We start from the raw sequence: 24137 nt of genomic DNA on the forward strand, positions 1-24137 counted from the left end.
ATTACACAAATATATATATATTTTTTTTAAAGCCTGAAACACTTATTCAAATGGCGAGGTTCTTTTATGAGAAAACTAGATTAAAAAGGGAAGAAGGATATTTTGGAGTTGGATATTTAAATGAGAAGAACATCTGGATTTAATGCTCGTTTGTTTTTCAAAGATGCCACTCCTTCATTTAAACCATATTCACGCATCGGGCGGTCGAGAACGGCCATCGTTAGACTATTCAAGCACGTCGCTCTGGCATTTTTGAAAAAAGCTCAATAATTTGACCATGATTCGTTTGGGGATGGAAGATATAGCCATCGGCGTCCTGTTATTACTGCTGCCCATTCGCGACTTCGTATTTCCGATCCGTTTATGACTGGTCGGACTTGGCTGCGCACCGATCTATTCGAACATGCTGCACCAGACGCCACATAACTTCGGCAGGAGTTATCCAAATCCGTCATGGGCGTCCAGATGGTATCGGCCTTTGTGGGTACATGAATTTCATTTACATCTCTTTAAAATACCTGAATCGGTAATAAGTCCCATACCCAACGATAAACAGATAGGCACAAACCAATAGCAATACCATTGTTAAATCTATATCCATCAAGGCCAATGCTGTGATCAAGGCTCCAAACACAAAAATCATCATGTCATATGCTTTCGCTTTTGCCCGATTAGCGATTGCCAGATTACGCTCGTCGTTCTTCTCGATCTCTAGCTGCTTGGCAGCGGCAGGATTATGCTTCATCACGTAGCGGTTCATGATTTCTCCCATACCGTGACCGAACATACCGGCGCCAAGTCCAACGCAGATATAAGGCAACGCTCGCAGCCAACCTTGCGGATCTTCAATTGTTTTGATGAAGTACAGACCGACTGCTAGTATTGCTACGCCTGCAAAGGTAATCAAATAAGACGAAACTGGTTTGTTCATACCTTGTCATCCTCCTCATAAATAAAGATTTCTTCGATACTCATACCGAAAAAACGGGCAATCTTGAACGCTAAAAGGATCGATGGGTTATAACGACCGTTTTCCAGCGAACCGATCGTTTGCCTTGACACTTCAAGTGCCGCTGCTAATTCTTCTTGCTTAATCCCGTGTTGCTTGCGGATTTCTTCCAAACGGTTGTTCAATACGTTCCTCCTCCTCATGGAAAGCTAGCTTTCCACAAGAAAAGCATATCGTGCAACGCGATCAATGTCAAGCGTACTTTCCATTTTAATAAATTTAATTCTTTATAAATCGAGGTACAGTGATTAATTGTTTAAATAAAAGTCTGAAAAAAAGTAAATCTTTCGCTTTTATTCTATAAATGACATGATAGATGTACGGGCTGAGAAATAGTAAAGGATGGAGGCGATAGTCGTGTCATCGCAATATCTTGTTAGGGAGTTCTGTGAGGATGACAACTTCGAGAGTTTTAACCAACTTGTGTGGGATGAGCATATAAGAAGAGGGAAACGAAACGGTGTAACAATGAAGGGTGATTTTTCTATTGACTACAGTCAAAAGATTATCAGTAAAGAACAGTATTTTTCTAATGATGATTCGTCTCATCCCATAAACAAAGGATATGTCCTTGAATCTGATGGAGAGCCTGTCGCTATATTGACAATCACCCTAGAGTTAGAAGGGAAAAATGGTACTATTCATAAGCTTGGAATTAAAGAGGGTTCAGAGGTATCATTAGAACCTTTGATAAACGCATGTAATACATATATTCAACACAATGGAGGAAATACAGTCTACTGTTATTCCGAAATATCGCCTGGTCAAATTCATAATGCAGATATAGATTTTTGGGTTAATTATGGATTTAAACCAGAGCCATACTATGCGCAATGGGTTGTGATGAATGATTTTTTTAAGTGGCAACCACCAGCGGATCTCGAAGTTGACCGGGTACTGCCAGCAACTGATCTTGACATTGATAGTATCTTAGAAATCCTTGAGGAAGACGGGGAGAGATATATTGCTGAGAATATCAGATATGAATTTTCTGAATGGACCCCTGAACATGTATTTATTAAGCTGTGCAATACAGATGGAGAGATTGATGGTGTTGCGTATTATAAAGTGAATCGAGATCGAGGAACGAATACGCTCGGTATACATATTCGGCCTAAAGCAAACGATCAAAGCCATTATCATGAGATCCGGCGATTCGTCCGCTGCACGTTAATGTCCATGAAACAGCTGAACTTATCCTATGCGGGTACACGAATGTCATCAAGGAATTTATTGAGTATCATTGCCTTGTGTGCAGAAGGATTTTCATTGGCACCTATCGGGACGGTTGTGCTCCATAGATCAGTGTAGAGGCGGGAGCAGAAGCCTATGAAGAAATATGTAAACGCTAAAGATATACTTCCGGCGCAACTGGTAGAAGAAATTCAAAGATACGTTGATGGCACTCACTTATATATACCGCAAAAATTACGTAAGGGCTGGGGGAGTCAGTCAGGTGCAAAGCAACGGCTTGAAATACGAAATTTAGAAATTCAAGTCTCCTTTCAATTAGGTATCAGTATTGAAGTCTTAGCGCCCAAATATGGTCTAAGCGAGGAGAGAATACGTTCAATTGTTTATTCTAAAACCACGGGAACCAGACATGATAAAGAATGATAGCTCGGCGTTGTTTATTTTTCAAAGAATAGGCCATCCATTACCTGAAGATAACATGTTGAAGCTATTTATATAGCTTCTTTTTTTGTGATTTTGAGTCATTCAGTAGATATTTTTTTAACCTGTAAACTTTTTATTTAGGATAACGTTGTATGGGGGAGGGAGGAGAGACATGGGCAAACAAACAATGGACGAATTTTTGCAGCAAGTAGGGACCATGCTTTACCGTTATTTAAGAAAACGCGGTCTTACTCATGAGGATGCAGAAGATATCGTCCAAGATACATGTTATAAATTTTTATTATACAAAGATGGAATTCGGTCAGATATAGTAATGAGCTGGTTATACCGAGTGGCGTCGAATCGATTCTACGATCTCAAACGAAAAGAAAAGCGTTATTCAACAGCTGATGTCGATGCACTTCCGCTGATCGTCTTGACGAATATTCCTGAAATACGTGTTCTTGAAAAAGAAAGAGCAAGGGACATTAGAGAAACGCTAGAAACACTGCCCCGTTTCCAACAGGAATTATTAGTCTTGAAATATGAGTTGGAATTATCGTACAAAGAAATTTCCTCTTTACTCATGATGAATGAGAATACGCTAAAAACTCATGTCAGACGGGCAAAGGAAAAATTTATTAAACAATTTCAGGAGGTTCTTCATAATGAATAATGAGACCAAAGATTTTGTGTTCGATGAACAACAGACTAGGAAATTAGTAAGGAAGGCCAAGCTTCGGTCGACAATGAAAATCATTGGGGTTTCGGTAATTGTTACGCCAATTATTCTTTTGATCTTGTTGTACGGATTAAGACAGTTATCATTACACAATGCTCAAAAGACAATGGATGAGATTATATTGTTTAATGAAATCAGTGCACCAAATGTTCATATCAGTAATCAAACAGCCAATTACAATTTGTTTGGGGGTGAAATACAGACACATACCTATAAGATGCTTGGGAACAGGCCTTACATTTGGGAGCCTATTGAAGGGAATTACAATGTCTTTGGAACCTATTCACCTCATTATGGTTCATACGGGGCCATACAATTGGATGGGTCTGCGTCATTGGCAGAATCCAATCAACTTGAAACATTTAATTCTTACACTGGAGATAGAGAGATGTTTTTTTACCATCCTGAGATAGCATATGAATGGTATAAGGACAGTGTCAGCGAACTTGGCCAATTGGAGGAGGCTCTATTAGTAGAACTAGGGTTATCTTTTGATCAACCATACAGTCTTGATGAGATTGAAAGCAAACTACCTCCTAATGTGCAAATAGTGTGGTGGTGGGCTGATACATATACGGATGATCGTCTAAATTATATGAGGCACGGACAGGATACTGTGAAGGCTAATTCCCCGTTTATTTATGGATTTCATTCCAAACAATCAAAACCCCGGCAATCTCAAAACGATTCTTTTGACGAGGTTGACTCATTTATTAAAAACATTGAGCACCTTCGAGAAAGTAAGAATTTCGAGTGGGAAGCAAACCAAGTATACCAATCATTAGTGGGGGAAGATGGAACTTTGGATAAAGGTGATATAAAAATTATTGGAGCCGTAGTGGCTGGAACGACAGAGCAACTGAAATCATTACAAAACCAAACCTACATTAAGGCCTCCACATTCGGGGTAATATCGGATCGAAAATAGGGTCAACGCCAAATAACCCCCGTCTCATACAGAGACAGGGGTTATTTGGCGTTCCTGCAAGCTTACAGCTTGTTCAACTGATCGAGAATGTCCTGGGGCTCCAGGCGCTGCATGAAATCCGGGTTGACATAAGCCGAACGGATGATACCGGACTTGTCGATTATGAATGTTGAAGTAACGGGAAGAATCCAGCGGTCGGTGGCGTTGTATTCCATCAGATCCCGCTTGAACTGATTCGTCATAATCTCCTGTATAGAAGGCGGAACATCGTACAGCAGGTTATAGAGGGCGGCCGCCATGCCATCCGTGTCGCTGAGGACGTGGAAGCGAAGCTCCTCCTTTTCTTGCTGGGAGAGCGTATTATCCGGACTTTGCGGGCTTAAAGCGATCAATTGACCACCGAGCGCTTCAATTTCCGGCAAGATGCTCTGGTAAGCCCGCAGCTGCATATTGCAGAAGGGGCACCATCCTCCGCGATAAAAGGTTAATATAACAGGACCCTTGGACAGCTGCTCGAACAGATTCACAGGAACGCCAACTGAATTATTCAGGGTAAAATCCTTCGCCTGCTGACCTTCCTGCAAGCCGTACACCATCCCCGATTGCTGCTGCTCGCGAATCAATCCAAATATTTCGTTGTGAACGTCCGTGGACGTTTTGGCCACGAATTGCTTTTTTGCTTCATCCAGGATTGGACTTAATTGTGTCATCCATGTCGCCTCCTCAAAAAAGATACCGAACGGTATCTTTAATATAGCACAAAGATTCCCTTATCGAAAGCAAATTTTTATTTGGTATAATGAAAGGAATCATTCCACATGTGGGCAAGGGGGATTTGACATGCTGAAGGGTGAGAAAACCCGCAAACACATTATCGCGAAGTCTGCCGAGCTGTTTAACCAGAAAGGCTATGCAGCGTCGTCCTTGTCGGATATTACAGAGTTAACGGGCATTAAGAAAGGCGGCATATACCGTCACTTCGCCAGTAAAGACGAAATCGCCCTTGAGGCTTACCAATATGCAGGCAGCATCGTGAATCAAACAATCAAAGACGCATTCGATGAGCAATCAACTGCGATGGGCAAGCTGCTTGTCTATCTGCAGGTGTACAGCAATGTAGTCGAAGCTCCTCCTTTTGCAGGCGGCTGTCCGCTGCTTAACCTGGCTACCGAGAGCGACGACGGTCATCCGGTTCTGCGTGCCAAAGCCCGCGAAGGGCTGGAGCGCACGTTGGACAATATGAAAGCGATCATCTCGGAGGGCGTTCAATCCGGTGAATTCAAGGCGGATCTCGATATCGACGCCTTAGCGACCTTTACGCTATCCGTCATGGAAGGCGGCATCATGCTCAGCAAGCTGGAGGGCGACAATCGGCATGTCCGAATGAATATTGCGAGTCTGACCGCATACCTGAAAGGGATGTGCTTGAGCAGCAAGGAGCAGGCTGGTGTAACGAACGACGGGAGACATTGAAAGGATGGAGTAGATGGAACTCGAGTTAGGGAATGTAGAGCAGGCGAAGGCCTATTTTTTCAAATGGAAGTGCAATAAGTACGAAATGAATCGGGAGGGTGATGTATGGCATACCTCCTATAAGAGACTTGTAACGTCAGAACTTGAGAATCAATGGACGAACGAGTACTTCGAGCAGTTGTTTGCCAGGCTAGAGCAATCATCAGCTGATATGAAATGGTGCTATTATGATGAAATCGCTGAATTGTTCTCAAGTAAATTGAAAATATCTGCCGATGTTGACAAGATTGTAGCGGCAACCCGCCATTTGCAATATTCTATACCTTCTGTTTCTAAGAATAGGATTGCGAGGGCCATTCTGGGGAAAATTCTTCCTCATCTCCCCAAGCTTGGACACTTGAAAAATGCCCGGGAGTTATTACAGATTGTTGAATGTTTGATAAGCGATCCGGAAGCAGCGGAGGAGGAGCAACTATTGGCTGACTATCGCCAATGCGCGAACTCGGTGCTGGAGATTACAACCGTCGATCAGGCCAAGGAATATTATATCCGCATGGGCTGCAGCCACAATCGGATGAAATATGACTATCAGGAAATGGTTGACTCTTACAATTCCATAGCTAACGCCAGGCTCGAATGCGATTGGATTCAGGAAGCATTTGGACGCAACATTACTTGTATTCAAAATAGAGAATATGGGGCAACAGAGTATAGCTTCTATCACGGAACGATCAATTATTTCGTGAACGGTGTTGTTGATAGGAACAATGCCAGCCAGTTGTTGACTGTAACCCGAACGATACAGGACTACGATAATCAATACTCTTATGTCTATTACGCAAGTGAAATTATTAAAACGGTTATACCGGCATTATTGGAACAACACATGATGGAAGAAGCAGAAGATTTCTTGGTGATCGCCAAAAACTTACTTCATGCCACGCCTGAGTTTTCTAGGGATTGGAGTTTCAGGGAAATCGAGAAAGAGGTAACGAGTCTTGAGGATCGATTAGCAACAGACCCGACCAGGCCAAATGATGACTAGGCGCAGCTACACAGCATTATTTTTCTCAGCATGAAAGGATGATGAAAGGTGAAAGCATGGCACAAAATCACATTTATGATAGGCATCATGGCAGCGCTATACTTATCGCCTTTAGCATCGACGGTATCGGCACAGGAGCGGTTTGGTGATCTTGACCACTCGGCCTGGGCGGAGGACAGCATTTATTATCTGGCCCAAAGGGGAACGATAGCCGGGTATGGCAATGGTCAATTCAAGCCATCGAACTCGATCACGCGGGCACAAGCCGTCACTTATTTAATCCGGGAGATGTATCCGGACAGAAAGTACACCTTGCCTGAGATCCAATATCGCGATTTGCCCAGAACACATATGTTCTATGGAGAAGTTGCGGTTGCGACGAGTCTGGGTCTGATTGGCGGCTTCGACGACGGAACGTTCCGTCCCGATGCGCCGATCAGCCGCGCAGAGACGGCTGCTATACTATCAAGGTTCTACAAACTTACGCCGGGGCCCGAAACATCGGAGTTAACAGACATTGACGGGCATTGGGCAACGGAGCCGATCCGTTTGCTCGCCTCGAACGGTTTGGTTGGCGGTTATTCTGATGCTACCTTCAGGCCGAACCGTCCGGTAAGCCGGGCCGAGTATGCCGTCTTCTTAACGAGAATCATCCGGATGGAGAGGGCTGAGGCTATTCAGTCACAGGATTGGGACAAGCTTCTCCAATACATGACGGTCAAAGAAAAGGTCGGGCAAATGCTCATGCCGGAAATCCGGATGTGGGCTGGCAAGCCGACCGTATCGGTCAATGCAGGAGTTACAAGCATGCTCTATGACCAGCAGCCAGGCGGGCTGATCCTGTTCAATAAAAATATCGTAGACGTTGCACAGCTGACAACGTTCAATCATCAATTGCAGCAGCAATCCGGCGATATCCCCTTATTCCTGGGCATTGATCAAGAAGGGGGTGTCGTCAATCGGATTCCGGGCGGAACCAATTTCCCCGGAAATATGGCACTCGGTGCGACCGGACAGCCTCAGCTTGCTCTGGATGCCGGGAAGGTTACAGGTACCGAGCTGCAAGCGCTCGGAGTTAATCTGAATTTTGCGCCGGTTCTGGACGTGAATGTGAACCCGGACAATCCGATTATTGGCATACGCTCATTCGGGTCCGACCCTGATCTTGTTGCAGATTTCGGAGTTCATTTCTTGCAAGGGCTGCAGCAATCCGGCGTCATTGCGGCGGTCAAGCATTTCCCTGGCCATGGGGACACAACCGTAGATTCTCATCTTGGCCTGCCCGTTCTAACCCATGATAGACAACGTCTTGAGGAGATTGAGCTGAAGCCATTCCGTGCAGCAATTCGCAGCGGGGCAGATATGATCATGTCCGCGCATATTGCCTTTACAGCGCTTGATGACACCACGATGAAGTCCAAGAAAGACGGTTCTGATGTTCCGCTGCCAGCTACTTTATCCCGCAAAGTAATGACCGGACTGCTTCGAGAGGAATTAGGCTTTCAAGGGGTTATTGTATCAGACGCATTCACGATGGAGGGGATTGCGGCGCATTTCGGAGAGGAAGCGGCGGTTAAGCTTGCCGTTAAGGCAGGCATTGACATCATTCTTATGCCTAAGGAAGTGTCCGGTGCTCACCAAGCCATCGTTCAAGCCGTGAATAAGGGCGAGATCAATGCTGCGCAAATTGACGCCTCTGTTAAGCGTATCCTCCGCTTGAAGCAGAAATATGGCTTGTTTCAGGCGCAGAGCGATCTTCAAACGAAGCTGCTGGAAGCCAAGCGGGTCATCGGCACAAGCGAGCACCGTCGAATAGAGCAATCCATCGCCGAGCAGTCCATTACCGAGGTGAAGAATGATAATAACAGCCTGCCCTACAGCATACAAGAAGGGGATCGGATAGCGATTCTGGCGCCAAATGCCGAACAGGCTGAGTTGATTAAGAATCAGTTGTCCTCGGTGGATTCCAGTACGCGCTATACGGTAGAGACGCTGCTTCTGGATGGCAGTAAGGCCTCAGATGTGAATGCGCGCATTCAGCAGGCGAATTTCGTCATCTTGGCCTCCTATCAATTCCGCAGTCCGATTCAGGAGCATAATTGGGCAAATTATCAATCACTCGTTAATCAGCTCAACACAAGCTCCAAGCCATATGTGCTGTTGTCGCTAGGTAATCCTTATGAATGGATGTTCTTGCATGACGTCCACGCTGGCATTGCAGCATATGGCGCTCAGCAGCCGAACGTACTCGCCGCATTAAAGGTCATTTTCGGTAGGAATGAAGCGAAGGGGACTCTCCCTGTCAGCTATCAGGCCAAAGATTAGCTGACTCTTGCTTGCCGTGAGGATAACCATAGCAGAACAAACGAAGGGGCTGTCCGAAAAGTAGTCTAATGTCCAAGGAATTAGTCCCAAATGATGTGAAAAGATGCCTCTAAACCCGCTAAAAAATGGGTGGGAGGCATCTTTTTCTTTGTACAGGGTGGACTTAGTCCACCCGTTGCCTTCCCCAAGTGTGGTTTGAAGGCAGAGTGGCGGGGTAAGAAGCCTGCGAAAGTGCATGAATTTCGGTTACAAGACGCCATAATGATAGAATGCCTGCGATCATGCATGAATGTGAGCAAAAATCGGCCGTTAAGGGGAAATGAGGGTGAAATACCTGCAAGCTGGCAGGCATTTCACCCTCATGGGCCAGAAACGGGAAAAAAACTGCCGTTTCGCATGTTTTGCCTAGATTTGCTGGCCTCTCGTATCTCGCATCTCCAAAAAGGACTTTCTGGACAGCTCCTTTCTAGTTATTTATTCCCTCGGCGCACCTTTAACAGCTTGCCTTTAACCGTCGTATTCTTCATCAATTCAAGCACAAGCGGCCCCTTGCCGTTCAGAATCTCAACATCTGTCACATGGTCGAGAATCGTAATAATACCAATATCGTCTGCGGTTACTCCTTCAAGCTTGGCGATTGTGCCAACAAAGTCGATAGCTCTCAGCTTTTTCTTCTTGCCGCCATTGAAGTTAAGCTTCATAATCTGCTTGTTCAACAGCTCGCGTTTATCCCGTTTCAGAACGGGGCCAATATTTATTTTCTGCTCGAAATCCTCTCTTCGCCGCTCAACATCCTCTTCGGAAGGAGCCATCACTTTCGGAATTGCAAACCCAATATAAGCTTCAATATCGGCTAACCGCCCGTCATCTCTTGGAGTGGCGAAGGTAATCGCTCTGCCTGTCTTGCCCGCGCGTCCTGTACGACCAGTACGATGCACATAGCTTTCCTTCTCAAGTGGAATATCGTAGTTGATAACATGGGTAATATTCGTAATATCAATCCCCCTGGCGGCTACATCTGTCGCAATCAAGTAACGGAATTGTCCTCTTCTGAACGCATTCATCACCTCGAATCGCTCCTCCTGCTCCATGCCGCCATGAATGCGATCACAAGGATAATCAAGGTCAGCCATTGCTCTGAACAATCGATCAACATTCTCCTGTGTACGGCAGAAAATAATACAGCTGTCCGGACTCTCAACGATGAGCAGATCTTGAAGCAGCGCCAGCTTGTCCGCTTCCATCACTTGTATAACAGCGTGTTCAATCGTGGCCGTCGTAATGCCGCTCGCTTTGATCTCAATCTGTGCAGGATTATCCATATACTGCCGTGACAGGTTGGCCACATCCTCAGGAAAGGTAGCGGAGAATAACATGGTCGTCCTGCTGCCCGGCAGCGCCCCAATGATCGACTGAACCTGCTCAATAAAGCCCATATTCAGCATCTCATCCGCTTCGTCAATAACGAGATAGCCAATCCGCTGCAGCGATAGCGAGCCGCGTTCAATATGATCCAGCACACGCCCCGGCGTGCCTACAACAATATGCGTTCTTTGCTTTAACTCGGCCTTCTGTATATGAAAAGGATGCTTCCCATACAGAGCCGTTGCCTTGATCCGCTTGAAGCGCCCAATATTCGTTATGTCCTCGTTGACCTGTAACGCAAGTTCCCGGGTGGGTGTCAGAATTAAGGCTTGCGGCTTATTCTCGTTCCAGTCTACCAGCTCGCAGAGCGGAATACCGTAAGCTGCGGTCTTGCCGCTGCCTGTCTGCGATTTGACAACAAGATCCTTCTTCTCCAGCGCAACCGGAATGACCTCTGTCTGAACCTCTGTCGGCGTCTCGTAGCCCAGGCTATTCAATGCTCTCATGATCTCTTCGCTTAATTCATAATCTGCAAAATGCTTCTCACTCATCGTTAACCTCTTCTACGTTATATTGGAGTACCCCTGCATACAGATTCCCGCCGTGCAACAATCGTATATTTATCTATTATACCCCGAGGTCTTTAATTCCTATAGTAGGCTGACGATATAGAGTAGGAGCAACTTGTTGAGGTGTGCAAAGGTTTGCGCTGCGCAGCTTCAGCAAGGTGATAACATAGACATCATAGACTTACGGAGGAACCTTGGATGACTTTTAAACTTCGCACGAGACTGTTGGTCAGCTTTTTTGCAATCATTGCACTCTTCTTGATCGCAGTTAGTGTCACCACCACGATGAATAGTTCGATCGATAGGCAAATGGATGAAATTCTCGTCTCCCATAAGCGCATGGAAGTGATTCAGCGCTTGAACCTGTTCGCTAGAACGGCAAACGATTATGGCGCACACTATATGCTTGCCCCCAATAACTTGAAACAGGGCTACAAAACCCGTTTCGAAGAAACCGTACGTTTTCTCGAAGCGGAACTGGTCCGTCTGAAGGATATGACAGCAGACCCCGACAGTCTGCAGCAAATCGATGATTTCCAAGCGAAATGGATGGAGAGCAAACAAGAGAAGCTCAAGATTATGGCCCAGTTGGAACAAGGGAATGTCGTTATGGCACAGGAACGGTACACGAAGGATTCCTTCGACCCTGTCGCGTTCGCGCTGCTTTCTGTTGTTAAGGAGGAGCAGCTGCAGATCGAGCAGTACAAGAGTGATATCCACAGCATGAATCAAAAAGTGGAGCTCTTGAACTATGCGCTTGTGGGGATTGCGATACTGCTTTCCGCCGGCATTGCTATTCTGTTGTCGAATTACTTGATCTCACGTATCCGCCGCTTAATTAATTTGGCTGACGCTGTGGCTAAGGGCAACCTGCAGATGCAGGACCTGCCGGTTGATGGGAAGGATGAGCTGTCTGAGCTTGCTGGCGCCTTCAATGCGATGAAGCAGTCATTACGGTCGGTTATTGGCAGCGCAGAGCAAGTCTCGATTCATGTCGCTGCTTCTTCAGCCCAGCTGCAAGTAAGCGCGGAGCAAACCGGCCTTGCCACAGAGCATATCGCAACCATCATGCAAGAGATCACCGATGGTACCCAGCGTCAAGATATAGAGATAAGCGGGGGCCTCTTGACGATTACCTCACTGTCGGAGAAAGTGAACCAAATCGCTGCCAATGGACAGGCTGTTCTTGGAACCGCCAGAAACACCTCGAATACGGCGCTGCAGGGCAAGCATGATCTCATTAATGCGATTGAGCAGGTACGCGTCATTGAGGGCAGCAACGGAAAGCTCTCTCAAGTGATCGAGGGTCTGCAGCGGCAAGTCGCCCAAATCGGCGATGCTACGAAGCTTATTATGGACATCTCCAATCAAACGAACCTGCTTGCACTCAATGCATCGATAGAAGCAGCCAAGGCTGGCGAGCAAGGACGCGGCTTCTCCGTCGTAGCACAGGAAGTAAGAAAGCTGGCCGAACAGTCGCGTGTGTCAGCGGATCAAATCCGCAGCTTGATCGCAGGCATTCAGCAGGAATCAAGCGTAGCTGCTGTGGAGATGGAGCACGGTACCTTAGAGGTGCAGAAGGGGATTCATCTTATTGAAGTGGCAGGAGAGTCCTTCGAAGGCATCCTGGAGATGATCCGGCAAGTGGAGGATGACATCCGGGAAGTAACCGAATCTACAGTCAACATGATGGAAGACACGGAGCACGTAGTTGAGGGTGTTTCGGTTATATCCGGAATTGCCAAAGAGAACTCGGCAGGAACACAGAGCGTTGCGGCTTCTACCGAGCAGCAGCTGGCCTCTATGGAGGAAATTACCGCCTCCGCAAGCAATTTGGCTGCTCTTGCAGACGAGCTGAAGACCGTAATCGGCAAATTCCATTTATAATTATTTAGATAGAAGGGGAATACACCATGAAGAAACAGTCAATGATCACGAGCCTTTGTATCTCATTTGTTCTACTATTGTCTGCCTGCTCGGCAGAACAGGAGGAACCGGTCGTTCTGACCCTCATAAGCACCTACGAGGGCAAAGAAGCTGACTTCGTCAAAGCGCGTATTGCTCAATTCGAGGAAGAGCATCCGCATATAACGGTGAACGTGTCCGATATCGACTTCGGGGCAGCCTCCACAGTTTTCAAAACAGCGCTGCTTGGCGATCAGCCGGTGGATGCTATAAGGGCGGATAATTCCTGGATTCCGGAATTTGCCGATTTGGATTTAGTGTACCCGCTTAATGCTATGCTTGCCGAGTCCGATCGCGCCGATTTCAATCAGACAGTCATCCGTTCGGTTCAGAGCGGAGATAAAATCTATGCCTTGCCGTCCGTCATGGAAGCGCCGGCTCTGCTTTACAACAAACGGATTTTGCAGGAAGGCGGCTTCCCCAATCCTCCGCAAACGATGGATGAGCTGCTGGCCATGGCCAAGGCGCTTACGAATAATAATCGTTACGGGATATTCGTCTCCGACGATTCTTATTTTGCCCTCCCATATATTTGGGCTTTTGGCGGTGGGACAATTACCGATGACAAGCAGATCCAAATCAACTCAGCCGATTCGATCCAAGGTCTTCAATTCATGCTGACGCTGAGACAGGAGAAAGCAGCCCAGCCCTACACCGATTTCAACGACGGCTACAATAAGATGATGCTGGATTTCAAGGAAGGCCGCTCGGCTATGATTATTAACGGACCTTGGGCGGTTGCCGACCTGTTGTCTGGCAGTGAGTTCAAGGATGCGGGCAATCTGGGAATCGCCGCTATTCCCAAGGGGCCGAAGGGACAAGGCTCTCCAGCGGGCGGGCACAGTCTCGCGATCTCTAAATACAGCAAGCATCCGCAAGAAACCTATGAGCTGATTTCTTATCTGACAAGTACAGAGACACAGATTTTGCAGGCCAAAGAGGTCAAGACGCTGCCTACAAGAACGAGTGCTTATCAAGATGCGGCCTTGGCTGCGGACCCGATCTTTCTGGGCTTCAAGAAGCAGCTCGACGCTGCAAAGTCTCGTCCTCTCATAACGGAAGGGTCTGTGATGTTCTCAGATTTCACGCCTAATCTAGGCCAGATTCTTCTCGGCAACCAGTCGGTCGAAGCCGGCGCTCAGAAAATTCAAGCTGCATGGAAAAGTCTGTTGAAGCAAGATCGATAGAGACTCCCCGAGCGGAGCAATTGGGGTTCTAGCTTCGCATGTTTCGCCTTAATAGGAGCAGTCCTTTGTCGGCACTTGGCCGCTGTCGGGACTGCTTTTTGTTTTGTACTGTCTAAGAGGCGGATACCTCCTTCGTGGCTGTGTTCACCGATTTCCTCCCTAGGACGCCACTTGAGAGGAACAACCCGAGTGAAAGTGCAAGGCAGATGCCGGAGAAGATACCGATTGACGAGTATCCGCCTAGCTGGATGTAGAGTATGCCTGCTCCCCACGCGCCGAGCGTGTTCGCGCCGTTCATTGTCGCGTTGGCCAAGCTGGAGATCGTTCCCCGGATAGAAGCGTTAAGCGCAGTGAGCGCACCCATGACAATCGGGAAGATGATCCCGAGCGTCGTGCAAATGATGAAGTAAACAATCGTCACGGCAGAGAGGCCCGCCAGACGGGGCATAACTACATACAGCACGATGAGTAATGCCATTCCCGCCGCGACTGCATTCGCATGACCGAGCTTCCGGGCTGCATAAGCGCTAATCATGCTTCCCAGCAGGTTGCCGAGGCCGAGGAAGATCATCACGGTACCGATTCCCTCGATCGGAAGCTCGAAGCGGTCAGCCATCCATTTGCCAACGAAGGCGAAGGCGGTACCGCATCCCAGATGAAGGAGCAGGTAGGCGAAGAAGCCGCCCCTTGCTTGGCCGCTCGTGATTAGCGGGACATACCGGGCTAGAATTGACGTACGCTCGCCCTTTGCCAAGGTGGGCTTCATATCGGGCAGTGTGTAGAATGCAGCGAGGGCAAGCAGCAGTGCAGCGGTTCCAATCGTCCAGAACGGAACAGACCAATGGGCGGTCGCCAGCCAGCTTCCGATGGGCACACCGAGCGCCTGGGATGCGGCGAGTCCCGAGAAGGCGATGCCCATTGTTTTCGCTATCCGGGATGGGGGCATGACAGCGGGGATGGAAGCCCACACCTGCGGAGCGGTGAACGCCGCACTGATACCGGCAAGGAAACGGAACAGGCACATCGTCCAGAAGCCATCCGCAAAGCCGCACAGTATGGTCGAGATGGAGAAGCCGAGCATGCCGCCCAGCAGGACGGTTCTCCGGTTCCAGCCGTCGGACAGAGGTCCGGCGATCAAGGCGAAGACGGCGGAGCCGAGTGTGTAGGCGCCAAGCATCCATCCGGCGATATCCGTAGACACGCCGAATTCCGTCTGCAGCGTTGGGAGCAAGGGCGAGATCAGGAATGTATCGGTTCCGATCATGAACATGATGAGGAAGAAAAGTACTGTAAATTTACGCATGGTTGATCACTCCTAATGGGGTTCGAGTTGCTTGCGTTTTCTATCGTAAGCTATAATGGTGACACAATTTGTCATGAACTTATAGATTAGTTGAAAAGAGGCTGGCCGGATGCCCAAGTCCAAAAGACTGATGGAACTGATGATGACCGTCAATCGGAAGCGGCGATTCAAGGTGCAGGAGCTAGCCGATGAATTCGGCGTTTCGACGCGCACAATTCTGAGGGATCTGCAGGAGCTGAGCGAGCTGGGAGTGCCGCTTTACTCGGAAGTAGGCCCGCATGGGGGCTATCAGGTGGTAAGGGAGCGGGTACTGCCTCCGATTGCATTCACGGAGGAGGAGGCTGTGGCGATGTTCTTTGCGGTGCACGCCCTGCGTCACTATTCCTCGCTGCCGTTCGAGGCGGAGTCAGCCTCGGCGCTGAGCAAGTTCTATCTCCATATGCCCGGGGACGTGCGGGATCGGATTGACAGCATGAAGGATCGGGTTGACTTCATTACGCCGACAAGACGGGGCGATGCCCCTTGCTTGTCCATTCTTCTCGACGCGGCGGTACATAGGAAGGTGCTCGCCGTCGAATATGAGTCGAAAGAGGAGGGGGCCAATTGCCGCCGGATTCAGCCGGTCTGCATCTACGCCAATAATGGCCTCTGGTATTGTACGGCCTATTGTTTCCTGCGCCAGGGCTACCGCGTGTTCCGGTGTGACCGGATTCGCGAAGCGGCGTACGACACGTCCGGCACAGAGCCGCTCGAGCTTGGAGATATCCGGCTCAGCAGGCGGGAGGCTGCCGGGCCGATGGAGCCTGTTCGCCTGCGTGCCAAGCTGAGCCGGGCCGGCGTTCAGCGCTGCGAAGCCGAGCTGTGGCTCGCTCCGCTGCTGCAGGTGCATGAAGACGGAAGCGGCGCCATCGACGAGGACGTGTCACGTGGCGACATCCCTTTTTATACGGCATTCTTCATCGGACTAGGAGACGATGTCGCCCTGGAAGCTCCGGCGGAATTGAAGGATGCGATCCGGAGAAGGCTCTCCGAGCTGCTGGCCCGATACCAATGAAGGGCAGACGGCGATAGGCCGGGAATTCATCATTTTTGCACGGAGGTTATGACATGAGTACTTTTATCTATATGGTGAGACATGGCGAATCGCCGAAGACAGAAGGGACCGAGAGAACGAGAGGGCTGACTGACAAGGGGAAATCAGATGCTGATCGCATAACCGAATTGTTGCGAGAAGAGGGGATTGAGGTTTTCGTCTCCAGTCCATACCAGCGAGCAATCTTGACCATTCAGGAGCTAGCCCGATGTTCGGGGCAAGAGGTTCTAATCATTGAGGATCTTAAAGAAAGAATCTTTGCTAATGAGGACAGCCGGATGCCGGACGAGGAGCTATACCCTTTGTTGGAGAAGTCGTTTGCTGATCCTGGCTTTGCATTGACGGGAGGGGAGTCTAATGCGGCTTGCCAGAGGCGGGCGATAACGGTCCTGAAAGAACTACTGCAGGCTTATCGCGGCCGGAAAATAGCGTTGGGCACTCATGGAGCTGTAATGGCTTTGATGATGGGCTATTATGACCATCAGTACGATTTGAATTTTTTGCTGCAGACGTCCAAACCGGATGTGTACAGAATGGAATTTAATGATCAGGAATTAGTAGAGGTCAGAAGAATGTGGAATGCCCTGTAATCGAGCTTCGGGAATAGGAGCTGGATGGGCGCCAATCAGGCGTGTAAAGGGTATAATAAATGGACAGAAGCAAACACTAAAATTTAGAGGGATCAACATGCTATCATTGATGCTCTATAGTAAAAAAACAAACCAAATAAGAGAATAAGAGGAGATACGATGGAAGAGGACAATGCGAGAATAGAAGCAGGCTGGAACTTCGACAACAGTTATGCCCGTCTGCCGGAATCCTTGTTCACCAAGCTGGATCCGACCGCTGTAAGCTCGCCGAAGCTGATCATTCTTAATCATCCTCTGGCAGCGTCACTGGGGCTGAACGTTGAAGCGCTGCAGGGCGATGATGGTATAGCTGTCTTCGCGGGTAATCGAATTCCCGAAGGCGCCTTACCGCTTGCTCAAGCTTATGCGGGGCATCAATTCGGGCATTTCAACATGTTAGGCGACGGCCGGGCTCTGCTGCTAGGGGAGCAGATCACCCCTGAAGGCGAGCGGTTGGATATTCAATTGAAGGGTGCAGGCAGAACGCCCTATTCCCGCCGGGGAGATGGCCGGGCAGCGCTCGGGCCGATGCTGCGCGAATACATCATTAGCGAAGCGATGCATGCTCTTGGCATTGCTACTACCCGCAGCTTGGCGGTGGCGGTTACCGGTGATCCCATATATCGTGAGACCGAGCAGCCGGGTGCCATTCTGACCCGTGTGGCTGCCAGCCATTTGCGCGTCGGCACCTTTCAATATGCTGCACAATGGGGCACTGCCGAGACGCTCCGGGCTTTGGCTGATTATACATTGCAGAGACATTATCAAGAAGTGGACACGGGGGAGAACCGCTATCTTTCCCTGCTTCAAGGGGTTATTAACCGTCAGGCCGGGCTGATTGCCAAATGGCAGCTTGTCGGTTTTATTCATGGGGTGATGAACACCGACAACATGGCCCTTAGCGGAGAAACGATCGATTATGGGCCGTGTGCCTTTATGGACGCCTATGATCCGGCAACGGTATTTAGCTCCATTGATGCGCATGGGCGCTATGCCTATGGCAATCAGCCGCATATTGCCGTATGGAATCTCGCGAGATTCGCGGAGAGTCTGCTGCCGCTGCTGCATGACGACGAGGAGCAGGCGGTCAAGCTGGCTGAAGACGCCCTCTCAGGTTTTATCGACTTGTATCATCGCAATTGGCTTGCGGGAATGCGGGCCAAGCTGGGGCTATTTAACGAAGAGGAACAGGATGAAGCTCTTATTGAGGGCCTTCTTGAACTGATGAAAAAGCATCGCGCAGACTACACGAATACCTTCCGCGCATTAACGTTTGATCGGCTGGAGGACACAGCGCTGTTCGGAAGCGAGGAATTTGCCCGGTGGCATGAGCTGTGGCAGGCGAGGAGAGAGAGGCAGCCGGAGTCGGGAGCTTCCTCGCATAAGTTGATGCGGGACAGCAATCCCGCAGTAATCCCACGCAACCACCGGGTGGAAGAGGCGCTGGAAGCCGCGGTGCAGCAAGGGGACTACAGCGTAATGGAGAGGCTTCTTGCTGCCCTGTCAGCCCCCTTCGCGCACTCCCCCGAACAGGCGGAGTATACCACACTGCCCGAGTCATCAACCGGGCCTTATCGTACCTTTTGCGGTACTTGATGTGGTGTTTGATGCGTACTAGATGAGTGCTCTTTGAGTGCTTGGTGAGTGCTTGATGAGTGCTTGGTGAGTGCTCGGTGAGTGCTTGGTGAGTACTAGATGAGTGCTTGATGATACTTGATGTGTACTACTTCAATGCGAACTAGTTGCAGTACTAGTTGTGTACTTAAGCATACTTAAATTGCGTATTAGATGAGATGCTTGATATTGAGGCGTTACTGGATGATTAGCGGATAGTTGGGGGAATGGCGAACAGTGTTCTAATCTAGCGTATGGGCTGCCTTCAATGATCGGGGTCCCTGCAAGGTCCTTACAATATAGGGGTTACCGAGTGGCATTTAGCGGTTGGCAGCTCCTTTCCAGACTGCTGCGAGCAGCAGCTCTCAGTGCATATAGTGGCTTGAGAAGAAGAAAGCCTGCGTAAGCGAAGGAATTTCTATGGAAAAAGGCCCTAAGTGGAAGAATGCATGCGATTGTGCAGGAATATGAGGGGAAATTGTTCCGATAGAGGCGAATCAGACAAAATGCCTGCTCTTTGGCAGGTATTTTGTATTTAGCAGGCTGAAATGGAAGAAAACCTGCTCTTTGGCAGGCATTTCGCCATCAGCAGGCCTGAACGAAAGAAACCTGCATTTTCGCAGATATCGCCGGCATCGCAGATATACTCGGCATCGCAGATATTGCCGGCATCGCAGATATCGCCGCATCGCGCATGCATCGCGGATATCGCAGGCATCGCGGGAATCGCTCCCTTGCCCTTGGGCAGGGGGAACAGCCTGGCGATAGGCTTCAACGCAAAAGCCCTCTAAACAACGAGGGCTTTTACTCATGAGGTCCCCGATTATCCGTCTATATCTCCGGCAATAACTGATCCCATGCTGCGGGTCGCCCATTCCTTCTTGTACCGGGTCTGCTCGGCTTCGGCGGCTGCGACCTTTGCATGGAGGTGCGGCGAAATTTGGTACGCGCAAGCACCCTGTCTTATAGCATCACGCAGCTGTTCGATCGTGTCGCAGTCTTCTTCAAGCTCGTTGTACACGCTGCCGAACTGCAACGGCTGATGCGTGTCGCTGCCCGCTACGACCGGCAATCCAATCTGCCGTGCCAAGTCAAGCACTCTCCCCTCCATATTCAGGCCATAATGATGCAAGTCTCTGCCGTTCACATCGAACGCATCCAATTGGGCCAGCAGCTCCGGCTGCACATGATGCAGAGGGTTCGCGCCGCGAAACGGATGAGCCCCGATTCGAATACAGGAGTACTCGTCGCTCAGCCTGAGCAACCGTTCCAGCTCTATATAATGGCTCTCCTCCGTATGGCCTTCCAATCTCGAACGGACGGCGAGAATATTCTCTCTGGCTCCGATCAACAAAATATGGCCGTTCTCCTTCACATCCACTTCGATGCCGGGAAACACCTTTACCCCTTCTACAACATAATAATCCCCTTCATATCGGCAATGGCGATCCAATGTATCATAAATATCGGCAAACCGCCGTGTATGGAAATGCTCCGTCAATGCCACCGCATCCAAGTGATTGTGGTGGGCCTCCTTCATCATGCTCCGATAATAATCATAGGAAAAATCAATGCTCTTCGACCATTTCGCATGCGTATGCAAATCGATTCTCACTTCACAGCCGCCCCTCATCCGAAATCATATCAACCTATTGTCCATTATAATGAAAATTTATTTTCAAGTAAAACTATATGAAAATAATTAATGCAAAAATTACATAGGGTTAACGATCGGATAACAAAACCACCCTATGCTGAAGTAGAAGATTCAACACTATTAGGGGGAACGAGAATGAATGCTGGATCAATGACGAAACGCTGGGAATTAACACCGCAGCAGAAGCTCATGATTTTTATTTTGTCCATGTCGTTGTACGGAATTTCGAACATGATTACCGAGCTCATACCGGAATTGAAGATAGGGCCGATTGAACTCAAAGTGGAATATTTTATTTTCATACCGCTGCTCTTCGCGATTCTGTTCAACCCGCTCTATGCCGCTCTCGGAGCTTGCTTCGGCGAAGTTATTTTCGGAGAGCTGCTGCTGGGACAATTCGGAGGGCTGGGCGAGCTGGAAAAATTCATCGAATTCGCGCTTGCGATATTCGTCGCTGGAATGCTCGTGAAGAACCCCGCCAATCGGCGCCAGCTGGCTATCGCGGCTTATGTTGCCATCGGAATCGATCAGCTGCTCGGTACGATCGTCGATATCGGCAAGGTGTATTTTGGAATCGAGGACTTTGAAGCTGTTCCCGGGCTTCCCGAGAGCGTGCTCGCTATAGAGGGCTTTGCCTTTCTGAATGCGATGATTGTCTCCGGTACCTTGTTCGCCTTGCTCCCAACGCTGTATCTCGTGCCCCGTCTGTATGGCAAGGTTGAGCCGCTGCTCGGCATGAAGCCTCGTGACGGCAGGGCATCTGCGTCTCTTGGAGATTTCGTAACACCACGGCTCATTATTCTGAGCATTGTTCTGTTCGCTATTGCAGGCGCAGCGGAATTTATGGCGGAATCGGATATCAATTTCATCGACTGGGAATCGGAATTCATAGCCGGTCTGGGTGATGGGGCGATCTGGATCAGCATGGGCGTGGCGGCTGTTATTTTCATCGTATCGTTAATATGGATCGTCTCCAGGAAATCCGGCAAGCGGAAAGGGGAAATGGTGTAATGGCACTCCAGTCAACGGAGGAGCAACCGATCATCCAACTTGACAACGTGACCTTCCGTTATCCGGGCGCAGAAGCCAATTCTCTCGAAGGAGTCAGTCTTTCGATATACCGTGGCGATTTTATCGCGATCGCAGGCAGCAACGGAAGCGGCAAGTCCACGCTGTGCAAGTGCTTCAACGGACTGATCCCGACCTATTATTCCGGTGATATGGAAGGGACCGTCTTTGTTGACGGCATTGCGACAGCGGAGCGCAGCGTTGCCGAGCTTTCCAGGAATGTCGCCTACGTATTCCAGGACTTCGAGAACCAGCTGGTGCGTCCAACCGTATACGATGAAGCCTGCTTCGCTCCGCTTAATTTCGGATATGAGGATTACAAGGAGCGGGGCATGAATGCGCTTCGGATGCTGGAGATTGAGCATTTGCGCAATGAATGGATCTGGCAGCTGAGCGGGGGACAGAAGCATATGGCCGCCCTGGCAGCCGCCCTTGCTCTGGACCCGGATGTTATCGTTGTGGACGAGCCGGTGGCGCAGCTGGACCCCGCGCATGCGCGGGTCATCTATGAGAAGCTCAAGCTGCTCAATGAGAGGTATGGCAAAACAATTGTCGTCATTGAGCATCATACGGAGTTTATTGCGGATTACTGCCGGAAGATGGTTCTAATGGAGAGAGGCGGGCGGGTACGCTGGGTGAAATCCGTTGCCGAGGGATTGTCCGCTGTATCGGAGCTGAATGAGATGAATATTCAGCCCCCGCAAGTGACCCAGGCCTTCCATGCGCTATGCCGCGAGCAAGCGATAGAAGGAGCGCTATATCCCATAACGATTGAGGAAGCAGCGTTGCACTGGGGGTCTGCTGCCAAAAGAGAGCTGCCTTCTACCGACGCATACGCTTCTGCAGCATCCTCATCGCGATCCGCCGGGGAGCCGCTAGTGCGCTTCGAGGGCGTAATAAGCGGCTATCAGGGAATCGACCGCAAGAAGAAGCCGATTCTTCAAGGCATTGACCTGAGCATCCATGAGGGTGACCGGATTGCGTTGATCGGCAATAACGGAGCAGGCAAATCGACCTTGCTGCGGTTGATCTCGGGACTTCGCCGTCCTTGGGAGGGCAAGGTTACGGTCTGCGGGAGGGACACACGCAAGAGTACGCCTGAGGAGCTGTCCGATCTGGTCGCTTTCCTCTTCCAGAATCCCGAGGAAATGTTCATCGCCGATAATATCCGCCAGGATGTCGAGTATTTCCTGAGAGCAAGGCAGCAGCAGGGCATCGAGCCGTTCATTGAGGATGTGCTGCGCAGATTCAAGCTTACGGAATTGCAGCAGCGGGATGGGCGGCTGCTGAGCGGGGGACAGCAGCGGCGTACGACACTTGCCATCGGCATGGCGATGCGACCAACCATCATGCTGCTCGACGAGCCGACGGCAAGTCTGGACATTGCAAGCCGCAAGGAGCTGACCTTGCTGTTCGATCAGCTCCGCGATGAAGTCAAAGCTGTCGTCGTGGCTACGCATGATATGCAGCTCGTCGCGGATTGGGCCAATCGCGTCATCGTCATGAACGAAGGACGCATTCTGCTGGACACGGACAGCAGAACCGTATTTCAGCATCCGGATATTCTGGACAGAGCGGCGCTGGTTGCGCCCCAGATCGTGCAATTATGCGGACGGCTTGGCATCGAGCCAGCCTGTCTGTCCGTGGAACAATTCATCGCTTATATGGAGCGCGCACAGAGAGAGGAGCTCGTCTATGGAATTGGCTGAACCGGCCCGCAAATCTTCAATATGGGAAAAACTGAGCGTGGAGCGGATCAAGATTGAGCTGCTAAGAACAGCATACGGCCAATCCCGGACGTTCCTCTCCAGATTTGATCCCAGGATGCTCATCGGATGGTACTCTTTCTTCGCCATTGCTCCCTGGTTTATTCATAATAAGACCGTACTCATTGGCATGCTGCTGGCAATCGCCGTACTCACTTACACTTCGAAGCCGAGCGTGCTCGTATTCATCGTGCTGGCGTTCGGGCTCGTCACAGATACGGCTTACATGCTGATCGTCGCGCTGGCCTTCGGCGGCGGTCTCCCGGCTGCATTGGCGCTGTCCACGCTGACGCTCAAGCTGCTCGTTATCGCGCTTGCGAGTATCGCCGTATTTTCCAGTATGGACCCGGAGAAGCTTAGCGATGCCCTGCTCAGTCTTGGCATGCCCGCCCAATTCAGCTTCGGCGTAGCGTATGGCTACCGGATGCTTCCGATTCTGATTGAGGAATACAACAATCTCCTCTACTCTTACAGGCTTCGGGGACGTACGCCGCTTCGCAAAGGCTTGCTGGGCTGGCGCTCTCTCGTCTACATGGGCAAAATATCGATTCTGGCGTTCTATCCGCTCATTCTCAACACGGCGAAGCGAACACGGACAACGGTCGAAGCCTTGGAGGTAAAGGGATTCACTTATGCGGTCAAGGACCCTAAGGTGAAACGGATCAAGCTGGCTTACTTGAAGATTCTTCCCCGGGATTATGCATTCCTTGCGATATCGGCGATTTATGTCGCCTTCTTATTCTGGCTGGGCAATCAGTACACATTGTAAAGACAGGAGAATT

At 49.6% G+C, this 24137-nt stretch carries 22 protein-coding genes; 15 read left to right on the plus strand and 7 right to left on the minus strand.

Translation table 11 applies throughout. From position 1 onward, the window contains the following. Positions 1-499 precede the first annotated feature (499 nt). Together K0T92_RS13565 and K0T92_RS13570 are read right to left on the minus strand one after the other, a co-directional pair. The gene (locus tag K0T92_RS13565; RefSeq protein ID WP_219873019.1) at positions 500-931 is read right to left on the minus strand and encodes a hypothetical protein; all 432 of its coding nucleotides are present in this window, start codon (positions 929-931) and stop codon (positions 500-502) included. After that, the gene (locus K0T92_RS13570; RefSeq protein ID WP_219873020.1) at positions 928-1134 is read right to left on the minus strand and encodes a helix-turn-helix transcriptional regulator; all 207 of its coding nucleotides are present in this window, start codon (positions 1132-1134) and stop codon (positions 928-930) included. Before K0T92_RS13570 ends, K0T92_RS13565 begins: the two co-directional genes overlap by 4 nt. 232 nt (positions 1135-1366) lie before the next feature. On the opposite strand from K0T92_RS13570, the gene K0T92_RS13575 reads away from it, so the two are divergent. The 4 genes from K0T92_RS13575 (at position 1367) to K0T92_RS13590 (ending at position 4296) form a co-directional block, all read left to right on the plus strand. Beyond that, on the plus strand, positions 1367-2320 hold the full coding sequence (locus K0T92_RS13575; RefSeq protein WP_219873021.1) for a hypothetical protein: 954 nt from the start codon (positions 1367-1369) through the stop codon (positions 2318-2320). A gap of 18 nt (positions 2321-2338) precedes the next feature. After that, positions 2339-2626, plus strand: coding sequence for a CD3324 family protein (locus tag K0T92_RS13580; protein ID WP_219873022.1), 288 nt, complete (start codon positions 2339-2341; stop codon positions 2624-2626). A 172-nt stretch (positions 2627-2798) separates the two neighbouring features. Next, positions 2799-3302 carry an RNA polymerase sigma factor gene (locus K0T92_RS13585; protein ID WP_219873023.1) on the plus strand — a complete coding sequence of 168 codons (504 nt, stop codon included), beginning with the start codon at positions 2799-2801 and terminating at the stop codon, positions 3300-3302. Then, positions 3295-4296, plus strand: coding sequence for an anti sigma factor C-terminal domain-containing protein (locus tag K0T92_RS13590; protein ID WP_219873024.1), 1002 nt, complete (start codon positions 3295-3297; stop codon positions 4294-4296). The genes K0T92_RS13585 and K0T92_RS13590 overlap by 8 nt, the downstream gene beginning before the upstream one ends. Positions 4297-4358: 62 nt before the next feature. On the opposite strand, the gene K0T92_RS13595 is transcribed toward K0T92_RS13590, so the two are convergent. Next, complete coding sequence (locus tag K0T92_RS13595; RefSeq protein WP_219873025.1) at positions 4359-5006, minus strand: peroxiredoxin-like family protein; 648 nt, start codon at positions 5004-5006, stop codon at positions 4359-4361. 130 nt (positions 5007-5136) lie between these two features. Here K0T92_RS13595 and K0T92_RS13600 point away from each other — a divergent pair, with 130 nt between their 5' ends. From K0T92_RS13600 to K0T92_RS13610, 3 genes are read left to right on the plus strand one after another with little or no spacing between them, the layout of a single operon-like run. After that, positions 5137-5769, plus strand: a complete 633-nt coding sequence (locus K0T92_RS13600; RefSeq protein WP_219873026.1) for a TetR/AcrR family transcriptional regulator — start codon at positions 5137-5139, stop codon at positions 5767-5769. A 13-nt stretch (positions 5770-5782) separates the two neighbouring features. Further along, positions 5783-6814: a hypothetical protein gene (locus K0T92_RS13605; RefSeq protein WP_219873027.1), complete on the plus strand. Its 1032-nt coding sequence runs from the start codon at positions 5783-5785 to the stop codon at positions 6812-6814. A 48-nt stretch (positions 6815-6862) separates the two neighbouring features. After that, the gene (locus K0T92_RS13610; RefSeq protein WP_219873028.1) at positions 6863-9139 is read left to right on the plus strand and encodes a glycoside hydrolase family 3 N-terminal domain-containing protein; all 2277 of its coding nucleotides are present in this window, start codon (positions 6863-6865) and stop codon (positions 9137-9139) included. A gap of 470 nt (positions 9140-9609) precedes the next feature. Here the strand turns inward: K0T92_RS13610 and K0T92_RS13615 are convergent, their stop codons facing one another. After that, positions 9610-11055: a DEAD/DEAH box helicase gene (locus tag K0T92_RS13615; protein ID WP_219873029.1), complete on the minus strand. Its 1446-nt coding sequence runs from the start codon at positions 11053-11055 to the stop codon at positions 9610-9612. Between the two features lie 216 nt (positions 11056-11271). Between K0T92_RS13615 and K0T92_RS13620 the strand changes: the two genes are divergently transcribed. Beyond that, entirely contained in the window at positions 11272-12960 is a 1689-nt protein-coding gene (locus K0T92_RS13620) for a methyl-accepting chemotaxis protein (protein WP_219873030.1), read from the plus strand. A gap of 26 nt (positions 12961-12986) precedes the next feature. After that, positions 12987-14225 carry an extracellular solute-binding protein gene (locus K0T92_RS13625; RefSeq protein WP_219873031.1) on the plus strand — a complete coding sequence of 413 codons (1239 nt, stop codon included), beginning with the start codon at positions 12987-12989 and terminating at the stop codon, positions 14223-14225. A gap of 112 nt (positions 14226-14337) precedes the next feature. Here the strand turns inward: K0T92_RS13625 and K0T92_RS13630 are convergent, their stop codons facing one another. Further along, on the minus strand, positions 14338-15528 hold the full coding sequence (locus K0T92_RS13630; RefSeq protein WP_219873032.1) for an MFS transporter: 1191 nt from the start codon (positions 15526-15528) through the stop codon (positions 14338-14340). Between the two features lie 109 nt (positions 15529-15637). Between K0T92_RS13630 and K0T92_RS13635 the strand changes: the two genes are divergently transcribed. From K0T92_RS13635 to K0T92_RS13645, 3 genes are all read left to right on the plus strand, one after another. Then, complete coding sequence (locus K0T92_RS13635; protein WP_219873033.1) at positions 15638-16582, plus strand: helix-turn-helix transcriptional regulator; 945 nt, start codon at positions 15638-15640, stop codon at positions 16580-16582. 53 nt (positions 16583-16635) lie between these two features. Further along, positions 16636-17211 carry a histidine phosphatase family protein gene (locus K0T92_RS13640; RefSeq protein WP_219873034.1) on the plus strand — a complete coding sequence of 192 codons (576 nt, stop codon included), beginning with the start codon at positions 16636-16638 and terminating at the stop codon, positions 17209-17211. A gap of 159 nt (positions 17212-17370) precedes the next feature. Continuing rightward, positions 17371-18846, plus strand: coding sequence for a protein adenylyltransferase SelO (locus K0T92_RS13645; protein ID WP_219873035.1), 1476 nt, complete (start codon positions 17371-17373; stop codon positions 18844-18846). 553 nt (positions 18847-19399) lie between these two features. On the opposite strand, the gene K0T92_RS13650 is transcribed toward K0T92_RS13645, so the two are convergent. Both K0T92_RS13650 and K0T92_RS25510 read right to left on the minus strand, forming a co-directional pair. Next, positions 19400-19639, minus strand: a complete 240-nt coding sequence (locus K0T92_RS13650) for a hypothetical protein (RefSeq protein ID WP_219873036.1) — start codon at positions 19637-19639, stop codon at positions 19400-19402. Between the two features lie 48 nt (positions 19640-19687). Continuing rightward, a complete protein-coding gene (locus tag K0T92_RS25510; RefSeq protein ID WP_219873037.1) occupies positions 19688-20479 on the minus strand; it encodes a PHP-associated domain-containing protein in 792 nt (263 codons plus the stop codon). Between the two features lie 177 nt (positions 20480-20656). Here K0T92_RS25510 and K0T92_RS13660 point away from each other — a divergent pair, with 177 nt between their 5' ends. From K0T92_RS13660 to K0T92_RS13670, 3 genes are read left to right on the plus strand one after another with little or no spacing between them, the layout of a single operon-like run. Beyond that, on the plus strand, positions 20657-21532 hold the full coding sequence (locus tag K0T92_RS13660; protein WP_246628139.1) for a DUF8171 family membrane protein: 876 nt from the start codon (positions 20657-20659) through the stop codon (positions 21530-21532). Then, on the plus strand, positions 21532-23298 hold the full coding sequence (locus K0T92_RS13665; protein WP_219873038.1) for an ABC transporter ATP-binding protein: 1767 nt from the start codon (positions 21532-21534) through the stop codon (positions 23296-23298). Before K0T92_RS13660 ends, K0T92_RS13665 begins: the two co-directional genes overlap by 1 nt. Next, positions 23285-24124, plus strand: a complete 840-nt coding sequence (locus K0T92_RS13670; protein ID WP_219873039.1) for an energy-coupling factor transporter transmembrane component T family protein — start codon at positions 23285-23287, stop codon at positions 24122-24124. Before K0T92_RS13665 ends, K0T92_RS13670 begins: the two co-directional genes overlap by 14 nt. Positions 24125-24137 lie beyond the last annotated feature (13 nt).

This window comes from Paenibacillus oenotherae (assembly GCF_019443105.1).
Taxonomy (GTDB): Bacteria; Bacillota; Bacilli; order Paenibacillales; family Paenibacillaceae; genus Paenibacillus_Z; species Paenibacillus_Z oenotherae.